Origin of the sequence: Clostridium malenominatum, from assembly GCF_039521365.1 — a bacterium.
GTDB lineage: Bacteria > Bacillota > Clostridia > Clostridiales > Clostridiaceae > Clostridium_AW > Clostridium_AW malenominatum.
Window position 1 is genome coordinate 156,907 of sequence record NZ_BAAACF010000012.1, and the last position, 12,744, is coordinate 169,650.

At 30.7% G+C, this 12,744-nt stretch carries 10 protein-coding genes and 1 riboswitch; of the genes, 2 read left to right on the forward strand and 8 right to left on the reverse strand.

From position 1 onward, the window contains the following. Positions 1 to 5: 5 nt before the first annotated feature. From ABDZ69_RS16500 to cobC, 4 genes are all read right to left on the reverse strand, one after another. Entirely contained in the window at positions 6 to 1,478 is a 1,473-nt protein-coding gene (locus ABDZ69_RS16500) for a cobyric acid synthase (RefSeq protein ID WP_343771429.1), read from the reverse strand. Positions 1,479 to 1,704: 226 nt separating this feature from the next. After that, a riboswitch (cobalamin riboswitch) is annotated at positions 1,705 to 1,876 on the reverse strand. A gap of 54 nt (positions 1,877 to 1,930) precedes the next feature. Further along, positions 1,931 to 2,686: an adenosylcobinamide-GDP ribazoletransferase gene (gene cobS, locus ABDZ69_RS16505; protein WP_343771431.1), complete on the reverse strand. Its 756-nt coding sequence runs from the start codon at positions 2,684 to 2,686 to the stop codon at positions 1,931 to 1,933. An 11-nt stretch (positions 2,687 to 2,697) separates the two neighbouring features. After that, positions 2,698 to 3,246, reverse strand: a complete 549-nt coding sequence (gene cobU, locus ABDZ69_RS16510) for a bifunctional adenosylcobinamide kinase/adenosylcobinamide-phosphate guanylyltransferase (RefSeq protein WP_343771433.1) — start codon at positions 3,244 to 3,246, stop codon at positions 2,698 to 2,700. Between the two features lie 15 nt (positions 3,247 to 3,261). Beyond that, positions 3,262 to 3,855: an alpha-ribazole phosphatase gene (gene cobC / locus ABDZ69_RS16515; RefSeq protein ID WP_343771435.1), complete on the reverse strand. Its 594-nt coding sequence runs from the start codon at positions 3,853 to 3,855 to the stop codon at positions 3,262 to 3,264. A 361-nt stretch (positions 3,856 to 4,216) separates the two neighbouring features. Here cobC and ABDZ69_RS16520 point away from each other — a divergent pair, with 361 nt between their 5' ends. Next, positions 4,217 to 5,134 (forward strand): SMR family transporter, encoded by a 918-nt coding sequence (locus ABDZ69_RS16520; protein ID WP_343771437.1) that lies wholly within the window; start codon positions 4,217 to 4,219, stop codon positions 5,132 to 5,134. 318 nt (positions 5,135 to 5,452) lie between these two features. Here ABDZ69_RS16520 and ABDZ69_RS16525 read toward each other — a convergent pair whose 3' ends face one another. The 4 genes from ABDZ69_RS16525 to addA form a co-directional block, all read right to left on the reverse strand. Beyond that, a complete protein-coding gene (locus tag ABDZ69_RS16525) occupies positions 5,453 to 6,292 on the reverse strand; it encodes a sensor histidine kinase (protein ID WP_343771439.1) in 840 nt (279 codons plus the stop codon). Between the two features lie 117 nt (positions 6,293 to 6,409). Continuing rightward, on the reverse strand, positions 6,410 to 7,630 hold the full coding sequence (pepT, locus tag ABDZ69_RS16530; protein WP_343771441.1) for a peptidase T: 1,221 nt from the start codon (positions 7,628 to 7,630) through the stop codon (positions 6,410 to 6,412). Between the two features lie 16 nt (positions 7,631 to 7,646). Next, positions 7,647 to 8,594, reverse strand: a complete 948-nt coding sequence (locus ABDZ69_RS16535) for an L-lactate dehydrogenase (protein WP_343771443.1) — start codon at positions 8,592 to 8,594, stop codon at positions 7,647 to 7,649. Positions 8,595 to 8,612: 18 nt separating this feature from the next. Continuing rightward, positions 8,613 to 12,242, reverse strand: coding sequence for a helicase-exonuclease AddAB subunit AddA (gene addA, locus ABDZ69_RS16540; protein ID WP_343771445.1), 3,630 nt, complete (start codon positions 12,240 to 12,242; stop codon positions 8,613 to 8,615). Positions 12,243 to 12,426: 184 nt separating this feature from the next. On the opposite strand from addA, the gene ABDZ69_RS16545 reads away from it, so the two are divergent. Continuing rightward, complete coding sequence (locus ABDZ69_RS16545; RefSeq protein WP_343771447.1) at positions 12,427 to 12,657, forward strand: alpha/beta-type small acid-soluble spore protein; 231 nt, start codon at positions 12,427 to 12,429, stop codon at positions 12,655 to 12,657. Positions 12,658 to 12,744 lie beyond the last annotated feature (87 nt).

The following is a 12,744-nucleotide window of genomic DNA, read 5'->3' on the forward strand; positions in this document are numbered from 1 at the left end:
ATCATCTATCTTTTTACTCCCATTATTCTATAAATCTCTTTAATATCCATGTTTTCTCTTACTAAGTCTGCTAATATATCAAGATTTTTTTCTCTTAAATTTTCATAATGAAGTGATTTTTTTTCTTCCAATCCCTTAGAAACTCTTATTTTATTTAACACCTTTTCTCTAAAGTCCACTCCATCAAATAAACCATGTATGTATGTTCCTAAAATATTTTCTCTTTCATTTATGGCTCCATCAAGCTTTTCTACCTTCTTGCCATTTTCATCGTATATAGTAAACATAGCTTTAGCCTTATCTCCATAAGATGAGATTCCCATATGTATTTCATAGCCATATACTTCTCCATAGCTTCCTTTAGCCTTTACTCTTGTAGTTACCTTTTCTTTTTCAAAGGTAGTACTTATATCTAAAAGTCCCATACCTAAAGTTTCTTCTTCTTCTGTTTCAACTCCATAAGGATCTTTTAATACTTTACCAAGCATCTGATATCCACCGCATATGCCAATAACAAAACCTTCTTTAGAATATGCCTTTATTAAGTCTTCTAGTCCTGATTCTCTTAGGACTAATAGGTCATCTATGGTGTTTTTAGTTCCTGGTATTATTAGCAAATCAGGGTTACCAAAATTATCTTTTGAAGTAATATATCTTATGGATACATCTTCTTCTGATTTTAAAGCATCCACATCTGTAAAGTTCGATATATGAGGTAGTTTTACTACAGCTACATCTATGTCTCCCTTTGTATTTTTATTAAATTCTACCGCTCCATCCTCATCTTCTAAATCTAAATTAAAATGAGGAACTACACCTAAAGATGGAATTTTTATAATATCTTCTAGCATTGTAAGTCCTGGTTTTAATATTTCTATATCTCCTCTGAATTTATTAATTATAGTTCCTTTTACTCTTTTTCTTTCTTCTTCTGTTAAAAGTAGCATCGTTCCTGCTAGGGATGCAAATACTCCCCCTTTATCGATATCTCCCGCTAAAAGCACTGGCGCATCTACCATTTCTGCAAGGCCCATATTTACTATGTCTCTATCTCTTAAGTTTATTTCCGCTGGACTTCCAGCTCCTTCAATAACTACAATATCAAATTTATTTTCTATTTCTTTAAACTGTTTCTTTAATTCTTCTGCAAAGCTTAATTTTAAATTATGATATCCTATGGCTGTACTATTACCATAAACCTTACCATTGAAGATTATTTGACACTTTTTATCGCTAGTAGGCTTTAATAATATAGGATTCATATAAGCCTCTGGCTCTAGTCCTGCTGCATAAGCTTGAAGCACTTGAGCTCTTCCCATTTCCAATCCATCATGGGTTATATATGAATTAAGGGACATGTTTTGTGATTTATATGGACAAACAGAATAACCATCCTGCTTAAATATTCTACATAATGCAGTAACCAAAATGCTCTTTCCCACAGAGGAACCTGTCCCCTGAATCATTATCTTTGCCAAGTAAAACAACTCCTTTATATAATTAACAATGTAAAATTACTAAAAAAAAGCTGTGCTCACCGTTTGATAGAAGGTATTTATTTTTAACTAGGAGGTTCAAAATAAATTAAAGAACACAGCATAAAATATATAAAAAAACAGGCGAGCTCGCCTGCGATGGAAAACAAATAAAAAAAACCGACAAAAGCCGGAATCAATTTATAAAGACTCTTTCCCGCCGAAAGCTTATTCTCTCAAAACTCAGGCAGGTCTCCTGGCTCATGAGTCATTCTCCCCTTTTCCTTCCCCTTCTGGGTGGTCTTAAAAGGTTCGTCCTCAATTACAGTAGCGGGGGCTGCCGCGGAATTTAACCGCATTCCCTTTTCACCTAAATAGGCACCTGAATTTAATTATTCATTTATTAATTTTAGTTTACTACAACCTTAACCCTTATGTCAACGAATTATTTATCATTATTTTAATAAAGCTGTAAATAAAATAAGTATAGCAATTTCAACAAATTCATTATTTGCTCCTAAGCAATCTCCCGTTATTCCACCTATTTTACTGTTACATAACTTTAAAAATACTAGCGTAACTATTAATGCTAGAACCATAGAATATATAGTATATCTTCCTCCAACCAATAAGTAGGTAAAAATAATAGTTATGTTTAAGCTTACAATGAAATGCCCTACAGTAGTGTTACCAATAAATAAATTTCCTGTTCCCTTTTCTTTTGCATTCTTTCCTATTAAAAATAATAAAACTAGGGTGAATCTACTTATAATTGGGGTAATTATAAGTACACTTGGCATACCTTTTTCTATAATAAAAGAAAGGGCAGCATATTTAACTAATATATCAAAGATTAGCGCAACTGCAGCATAAGTTCCAATTCTACTATCCTTCATCACTTCTAAAATCTTTTCCTTACCACCTTTAAAGGAGAAAAAACCGTCAAATATATCCCCAAAACCATCTTGATGCAAACATCCCATAGTTAATATTCCTACAACTAAGACAAATATAGTAGTTATATTTATTGGAAATATCTTTATGCAAAAATAGTACACTACCCATTGTATAAGTCCAATTATTAATCCCACTATAGGAAGCATAGCGCTTCCATCTCTAAAATTTTTAGCATCACAAGGAAGACTTCTCTTAACAGGGAGTCTAGTTAAAAACTGTATCATAAGTAATAAATCTAAAAAAAACTCTTTCATTTAAAGCACTCCTATTTAATTTTTAGCGGTTGACCACAACATACTAAATATACTTCATGGCTTAAGCTTCCAATGTATTGATTAACAAATCCTGCTACATCTCTAAAAATTCTTCCAAGCTTCGTAGGAGGCACCACTCCCCAACCTACCTCATTAGTAACCATAACTATAGTTTTATCTAATTCTATACCTTTATTTATAAATTTAGTGAATTCATCTTTTATTTTAATTGTAATTTGGTCTATTTCATCCATAGTCATTTCTTCTAAATCTCTATTTCCACTAAACATTATATTTGTAGTCATAATTGTAACACAATCTAAAAGCACATAATTCTTTTTAGTTTTTTCTAAGGCCTTATGTAAATCCATATAACCTTCATAGGTTTCCCAATTTGGATTTCTTCTTTCTCTATGCTTTTTCACTCTATCTTTCATTTCTTCATCAGAAAATATTGAGGTTGCAATGTATAAAACATCTTCCTTATCCTTTAATAAATTTTCTGCAAAACTACTTTTTCCACTTCTTGCTCCACCTGTTACTAAAATAATTTTACCCATTCTTATACACTCCTCTTAAATTTCAACTGGCACTATAGAATCTAAATAAAGATTTTCGTATTCATATTTTATTAAAGTTATATCTCCATTCCTACTGGCTATCTTCCAAAATATATCTAAATTTTCTCCTAATATGTAAGAACAAATGCTTTTTATTACTCCGCCATGAGTAATAATTAATATATTATCTTCTTCCCCATTTAATAATTCTAAAAAGAACTCCTTAACCCTATTATAAAACTCTATGTAGCTCTCCCCTTCTGGAATTTTATAATCCTTCCAGTTATTACACCACATTTCCCATTCTTTAGAATATTTTTCTTTTAATTCTTCATGACCCTTACCTTCGAATATGCCCATATTCATTTCACTAATTCTTTTTTCTTCAATTATCTCGCAATGATTTTCTCCTAATATAATTTGAGCTGTTTCCTTTGCTCTTTTCATATTGCTAGAAAAAACTTTTTGAAAATTAATATTTTGAAGTTTTTCCTTTACTTTAAGAGATTGAGCTTTTCCCTTATCATTTAATTCACAATCCAAACTTCCATAATAGGTTTTATTGTAGTTATTATCAGTTTCACCGTGCCTTACTAAATATATATTCATCTCCACAATTCTCCTAAATTGCTAAATAATTTTACAAACTATAAAAAATATATCACTTTAGAAAAATAAATGCAATTGTATTTTCACCTGTAACAAGTTGACTATACTAACATATAATATATTAATCTATTTAAAACCTTTATTCACCAGGAGGTGTTCATTTATGTTTCTATGTTGTTTACTATACTTTATTCTTTGGTTAATATTTATATTTTTTATATTCCAAATTCTATGCTGTATATTTAATTGCTTTTGTTGGCGTAGATGTTAAAAAGTTATTTTTTAGAGGAGACCATATAAATGGGTTTCCTCTTTTTTAAATACTTAATTATGGTATAATATTACTTTGGAGGGGATATTTATGTTTTATTTAATGTTAGCCATATTATGTAGTTCATCTATCGCTTTAATATTTAAATATAGCGAATCTAAAAATATAAATAGATACGCTTTAACTACAAGCAATTATTTTACTGCTTTTATTTTAAGTTTAATAATGTCTTTAATGGGAGGATTTCCAATAATAGAAAAGCCTTCTATACAGGTTTTTAATAGCGAATTTAATAAAATCGTTTTACATAATGAAGGGATATTCTCTGCCTCTTCTAGTTTAGTTTGGGCAGTACTTTCTGGAATAACCTTTGGATTATTTTTCTTCTCTTCTTTTATATATTATCAAAAAAGTGTTAGAGATAACGGGGCGGGGCTTTCGGGTGCTTTTGGAAAGATGGGAATATTAATTCCTATGATTTTTTCTATAATTCTATGGAAAGAGATTCCTACCCCCTTGCAGTGGTTTGGAATTTTACTCTCCTTATTTTCAATAATATTAGTTAATGTGTCTTTTAATAAAGATAATCCTACTAAAATAAATCCATCGCTACTATTATTATTCTTTTTAGGGGGAATGGCGGATTTTTCTAATAAGATATTTCAAAAATATGCTATTTTAGATTATAAAAATATTTTTTTATTTTTCATTTTCTTCACTGCTTTTATAGTTAGTTTAATTTACACAATTAAAGATGGAAAGAAAATTACTAAAAAAGATTTGCTTACGGGAGTTGCCGTAGGTATACCCAATCTTTTTTCATCCTTCTTTCTGATTTTATCTTTGAATACTTTAAATACTTCTGTGGTTTACCCAATATTTTCTGCTGGAACCATAGTTATCATAAATATATTAAGCTTTTTTATATTTAAAGAAAAACTCATGCTCAAAGAAAAAATATCCATAGCTATTACAATAGTTTCACTGATAATTATTAATTTAAAATAAAAAATAAAATCCTTAGCACATTTTAAGGCTAAGGATTTTATTTCTCTCTAGAGAATGAATTTGTTTCCACTACTTTGTTCATCTCCCATCATTTAATCATCTGTATTGTATTTCTTCTGGTTTTTCCATGCTTTCTTCTAAACATTCTTCTATAACTTCTTCAGTCAATACAAATATTCTTTCATCACTCATATAAACTACCTCCTTTTATTATATTAAAATTTCTTTTACTTACATAGTATATCATTTCTAAAAATAAATGCAAGCTTTTTTATTTAAGCCTGCATCATGTAAACCTTTTACTATATTAAGTTTTTGTTAACTTTTATTTATAACCTCTGAAAACTCTACTTTTGCCATTTCGACATTAAAATTATTAATATTACGGCATTCTTCATTGTTAATTATTTTGCAAGGTAATGATATTAAAAATTCACTTCCCCTTCCATAATCGCTACATAATGTAACTCTTCCCCCGTGCATTTCTACAAAAGACTTCACCAAAGATAAGCCTATACCGCTTCCACCGTATTCATAAACTTCTCCTTCTTTCACTTGTTTATATCTTTCAAATATATATTTTTGCTTTTCCTTTTCTATTCCCACACCATTATCTTTAACACTTATTAAAATTTCACTAGATTTTTCATATATATTAACTTCAATTCTGCCACCACTAGGGGTAAATTTAGCTCCATTGGATAGTAAGTTCAACATTATTCTCTCTATTTTTTCCTTATCAAAGGCCATAATTTTCTCTTCAATTTCCGTATCAAAAATTATATCTATTCCTTTATCTTTAATAAAGCAAGAAACAGATTGTACTATTTCCTCAACTGCATCTACTATATTGTGATTTTCTAGATTAAGACTATAGAACTCATTTTCCACCTTTGTCATATCAATTAAATTGTTTATTAATTTTAATAATCCATAGGAGCTTTGATTAAGGGCAATTATCCTGTCGTTTAAGTTTTTATCCACCTTTAATCCTATTAGTTTTGAAGTGTTTAGAATTATATTTAAATGGTTTCTCATATCATGGGTAATATTCATGAAAAACTCTGTTTTAACTCTATCTCTTCTTTCTAACTTCTTAATTTTTTTCCACAAATAAAATATTGAAATTATTAACGTCCCCAAAATTACATATAACATAGTAATTCCCCCTTTGTTCCTTACAGTAATTATTGACAAATAATTTCTTTTCATGCATTTTTCCACACAAAAAGACTGCATACACTATAATGTTATGCAGTCTTTCAAATAATATTCCTATATTTTACTTGTTAATTCTACAATTTTTAAAATAACTTCTACAGCTTTATCCATAGCAAAGGTTGGAATATACTCAAATCTTCCATGAAAATTATGGCCACCTGTGAAAATATTAGGGGTGGGAAGTCCCATAAAGGATAGCCTTGCTCCGTCTGTCCCTCCTCTTATTGGAAGCACCTGAGGGGTCACTCCAGTTTCTTCCATAGCTTTATAAGCAATATCCACTATGTATTTAACTGGTTCAATTTTTTCTCTCATATTATAATATTGATCTTTTATTTCTAACGTTAAGGTGCCTTCTCCATACTTGTTATTTAAATTCTTTACTATATTTTCTAGATTATCTTTCTTCTCCTGAAAACTTTCCTTATGAAAATCTCTAATTATATAGCTAAGCTTAGTTTCTTCAACTTCTCCCACCATGGAAGTTAAGTGATAAAAACCTTCATACCCTTCAGTATGTTCTGGAGCTTCTTCTTTAGGTAAGGAATTTATTAGCTCAGTGGCAATTTTCATTGAATTTATCATCTTATTCTTAGCAGCTCCAGGATGAAAATTTCTACCCTTTATCACAATTTCAGCTCCTGCAGCATTAAAATTTTCATACTCCAGTTCACCTAAAGGACCACCATCTATGGTGTAAGCAAAATCCGCTTTAAATTTATTTAAGTCAAAATACTTTGTTCCCTCTCCCACTTCTTCATCAGGAGTAAAGGCTACAAGTATCTTACCATGTGGTATGGTAGGATTTTTACACAAATGTTCTAATGCAGCTACAATCTCCGCAATTCCTGCTTTATTATCTGCTCCTAGCAGAGTGGTTCCATCAGTGGTTATTAAAGTTTTCCCAATGTAATTTTTAAGCTCCGGAGAGTCTTGGGGAGAAAGTATAACATCTTTATTTAATGAAATATCTCCTCCATCATAGTTTTCTACTATTTTAGCAGTTACATTTTCTCCACTTAAATCCGGACTAGTATCCATGTGAGCAATAAATCCTACCGTTGGAACTTCTTTTTCAATATTTGAAGGTAATTCTCCAAAAACATAGCCATATTCATCTAGCTGTACATTACTAAGGCCAATTTCTTTAAGTTCTTTTTCTAATTCCTTTGCCAAAACTAATTGACCACTAGTACTAGGATAGGTATTTGAGTTTTCATCAGATTTAGTATTATATTTTACATATTTTAAAAATTTTTCTACTACATTGTTCATTATATCTCTCCTACTATTAATAATTAATTTCTTTTAAACTATTATTTAAAACTTCTGCAGATTCCCTTAATTCTTTTAGTTCCTCTTCATTGAGCTTTACTTCCAAGGTTCTTTTTATTCCAGTTTCTCCAACAACACAAGGAATTCCCATGTAAATATCCTCAATTCCAAACTCCCCTTTAAGCAGAGTTGATACTGTAAGAATTGAATCCTCATCTCTTATAATTGCCTCTACGATTCTTCTTACGGCAAGAGCTACAGCAAAGGAAGTATTCCCCTTTCTCTCTAAAACCTCATAGGCCGCATTTTTTACATTTTCATAAATACTGTTTTTAAAATTCCCATCACATTTATTACAGATAGTTTTGCAGTAATCATCTACGTTTATACCTGCAATATTTGTTAAGCTCCAAGCTGCAATTTCCGAGTCTCCATGTTCTCCTAATATGTATGAGTGAATATTTCTGGCGTCAACTTGAAAGTGCTTACTTAATAAGTATTTAAATCTAGAAGTATCTAAAACTGTACCTGAACCAATTACTCTTTCTGGCGGAAAACCAGAAAGTTTATAGGTAACATAGGTTAGAATATCCACTGGGTTAGATACCACTACTATTATTGAGTTTGGGCTATTTTCAACCACAGGAGGTACTATAGATTTAAAAACTTTATAGTTTTTATTGATTAAATCTAATCTAGTTTCTCCTGGCTTTGGCCCTGCTCCTGCTGTAATTATAACAATATCGGAATCCTTTGTATCTTTGTAATCTCCTGCAATAATGTCTACAGGCTTTACAAAAGAAACTCCATGAACTAAGTCCATAACTTCTCCCTTAGCCTTTTCTTTGTCTATGTCTACTATAACAATTTCCGATGCTAATCCTTCTGTCATAATTGCATAAGCAGTAGTTGCGCCTACAAATCCGGCTCCAATGATAGATATTTTAATTCCTTTTTTATTCATAAAATCATCCTCCGTTTTTTATATTATTACCCCTTTATCTAAATGGAACAAGTATAAATAGCTTTCTTTAACCTTTTTACCTGTTATTTTCTCCAAAGCTTCTTTATAATATTTTAACTGTATTTTATACTTTTTCTTTATTTCCTCTTCATCTACTATATAATCTGTTTTGTAGTCCACTAAAACTATTTCTCCCTCTTCCTCAAAATACAAATCTATTATACCTTGAAGTATTATTTTTTCTTCATCATATATATCCTTTGGAAGATTATTATATAAATCACTACTATTTACTCGAACATAAAAGGAAGTCTCTTTTTTAACGTCTACAGATTTTTTTATCCGCTCTCCTAAATCCCCTTTAAAAAATTTTAGTATTTTAAAAGGATTTATAGCCTTAAGCTCTTCCTCTGTAATAAATTCATTTACTACCATAGCTTTTATTTCTTCTTTTATTTCTTCTATGGTATTAGTTTTATTTATGTCTATATGCTCCATAACTAAGTGAATCAGTGTTCCTATTTCAGAGGAGGTAAACTTTTTATATTCTTGAGTAAATAAAGGTTTTTTTAATATTAGGTCCCCCACTACTTTTTCTGAATTTTCATCCTCCACTTCTGAAAATCTTCTTTTAAGCTCTGATATAGAAAACTTAGCTGGTATGTTTGCAGCTTCTCCATATTTATATTCCCAGTTAAGTCTTTCATTTATTTTATGTAAATAAATATCATCCTTATGAGCTCTTAAAGTCTCTAATTCCTTTAAAATATCTCTATCTTCCTTTTCTTCACTCTTACCTTCCACTAACTCTTCCCTTTTCCATATCTTTAGCTGCCAGTTAGAAGAATCACCCTTTAGTATAGGAGGCATTATCCAATCCATATAACTTTTCCCCTCAAAAGTGGCGTATTCCGGCATCTTTTCCTCATCATCTTCTAAAATTCTTTCCCATTTTTCCATGCTGTCATCTATCTTCTTACCCATACCAGTTATTATTAATTTTTCTTTTGCTCGAGTAAAGGCAACGTAAAGTACTCTCATTTCCTCTGATAAAGTTTCTAATTTTATCTTTCTTTTTATTATTTCCTTTAATATGGTTGGGTAAGTTATTCTTTTTTCTAAGTCTACATAGTCCGGCCCAAAGCCTAATGTATGATGGAAAAGTATATTTTTTCTCATATCCTGAAGATTAAAGTTTTTTCCTATACCTGATAAAATTACAACCGGAAACTCTAGTCCCTTACTTTTATGTATACTCATAATCCTTACAACATTTTCATTTTCCCCTAGAATTTTTGCACTTCCCATATCTCCGCTACTATTTCTAAGTTTATTTATAAAAGAAATAAAGTTGAAAAGCCCTCTATAACTAGTTTTTTCATAAGCTCTCGCTCTTTCAAAAAGTACTCTTAAATTTCCCTGCCTTTGCAGTCCTCCTGGCATGGCTCCTGCATATCCGTAATATCCTGTATCCGTATAAAGATACCAAATAAACTGATCTATGCTCATGTGAAGGGCTTTTTCTCTCCATATTTCTAACTTATTTAAAAATTCATTAATTCTTTGCCTTAAAGCTTCATCTCCTGTAGTAATTTTTAAAGCTTCATAAATACTTACATCCTTATTACTTAACCTTATCTCCATTATATCCTCTGGGGTAAAGGAGAAAATTGGGGACCTGAGCACCGCCAGTAGTGGAATATCCTGCCTGGGATTATCAATAATTTGTAGTAACGATAATATAGTTCTTATTTCTGTGGTTTCAAAATATCCCGAAGAAGTATCTGCAAACACTGGTATATCCATATTATTAAGCTCTTCCATGAATATTGGTGCCATTTCGTAGGTTGCCCTCATTAAAATTACAATATCCCTAAATTGTACTCTTCTATATTCTTTACTGCCTTTATCTAACACCATGTAAGGATTTTCCTCATTCATAATTTCTTTAATTCTTTTACCTACAATCTTTGCTTCTAGCTGAATGTTATCTGGGATTTCTTCCTCTTCCTCGTAGATCATTCCACTTTCTTCCTCTACCTCGGAGGTAGTTCCTGATTTTTCCATAAGATGTATCTCTATAGGCCCTGCGTAGTTAATAGACTCTTTAGGCTTTGGGTAATCTGCTCCTAAATTTAACTTTTCATTTTCATCATATTCTAGTTCTCCAATGTTTTCAGACATTATTTGAGTGAATATATAATTTGCTCCATTTATAACTTCTTCTCTACTTCTAAAGTTTTTAAATAGCTTTATTTTTCTATTTTCTTCTCCCTCTTCTAAGGAATAGGTGTTGTATTTGTTTAAAAAAAGTTCTGGTTTTGCTTGCCTAAACCTATATATACTTTGCTTAACGTCTCCAACCATGAACATATTAGGAATAGTATCCCTTGCTACTCCCCTTAAGATTACCTCTTGCACCAAGTTACTATCCTGATATTCATCCACTAATACTTCATCAAATTTCTTTCGATACTCTATAGCTACAGAAGAAGGCTTTGGGCTTCCATCTTCATCATAATCCGTAAGTATTTCTAGTGCATAATGCTCTATGTCGTTGAAGTCCACAATATTTCTTTCTTTCTTTCTTTCCTGATACCTTCTACTAAACTCATTTACTAAATATGTAAGACATTTTATTCGCGGATAAAGATTTTTTAAATTTTCACCTACATTATTGCTACCTAAAAAGACCTCATCTCTGGTTTTTGTTAATCTATCTTTTATGTTTTTTCTTATACTTTGAATTTTCTCCTTTAGTTCTGCTAGTTCCTCAGGTACTTTTTTTCTTGGCAGAGCCTTAAAATTCATAGAAAGAAAAATATCTTTAATTTCGTGCCAATTATCTCTATATAAAGCATCTTCTATCATAGATAAGTCACTTTGGAAAATTTCAATATATTGGCTAATACCCTCATGACTACTAGCTATATCAATTCCTCTAAGAGCTTTATTTTTTAGTCCTAAAATTTCTAACTTAATATCTTTTATTAAAGTCTTAGCCCATAGTGTATTATTAAAATCAAAATCTTCTCCCACATTAAAAGCTTCACTATTTTCATACAACCACTTTTCAGGCCAAGGTAAACTCTGAGAAAATTTATAGAGTTCTTCCACTATATTAAGTAATTTTTTATCGTCTCTTCCTCCATAGGATTGAACTAAATCCAAAAAATCTTTTTTATCTTCCTCTGATTTTTCGTACATATCATCAAACAATTCTTCAAGGATTTCTCCTTTTAAAAGGGTGGTTTCTGTTTCGTCTCCCACTCTAAAGGAAGGGTCAATATCTATCAAATGAAAATTACTTCTTATAACATTTAGACAAAAGGAATGTATGGTGGTTATATTAGACCTATTGAGAAGAGTTAATTGCCTTTGAAGGATTTTAGAGTCAGGATTTTTATCTAATGCCGCTGATATTCCATCCCCTATTCTTTCCTTCATTTCCGAAGCCGCTGCATTTGTAAAGGTAACTACTAATAATTTATCAATATCCGTAGGATTTTTTTCATCTATTATTCTTTCTATTATTCTTTGAACTAAAACAGCAGTCTTTCCTGCACCAGCAGCTGCTGCCACAAGTAAGTTGCAATCTCTGGTATATATGGCACTTTCTTGTTCCTTTGTCCACTTAGTATCCGCCATAGTCTGCCCTCCAAATTTTTTTATTATCACATATATCCTTTATTCTTTATTTTACCACAAATTATGTAAAAATATAAAAGGATATATAAAGCTCGAATAACTTTATATATCCTTAATTTATATTAGGAATATAACTATATATTTTGTAAAAACTATTATTAAAAATATGAAAGGAGAATCCTCAATGAGAAGTAAAAGACTTTATAGCGCTGATTCAAAAAGTAATATGCAAAAATTAAAAATGGAAATTGCTAGCGACTTAGGAATTGATTCAAACTTTACAAATAAAGATAACAGTCCCTACATGGGAGATCATCCTTCAAATTTTGTTGGTAAACTACCTGCCGCTGGAATGTTAGGCGGAGAAATGGTTAAAAGAATGATTGCGGAACAAGAAAGTAAAATGATAGATTAAAAAAAGAGAGGTTTTTACCTTCTAGTGTTGCACTTAGGTATCAACTAACTGTTGACAATAATCATTAGACATCTATTGGTAGGTATT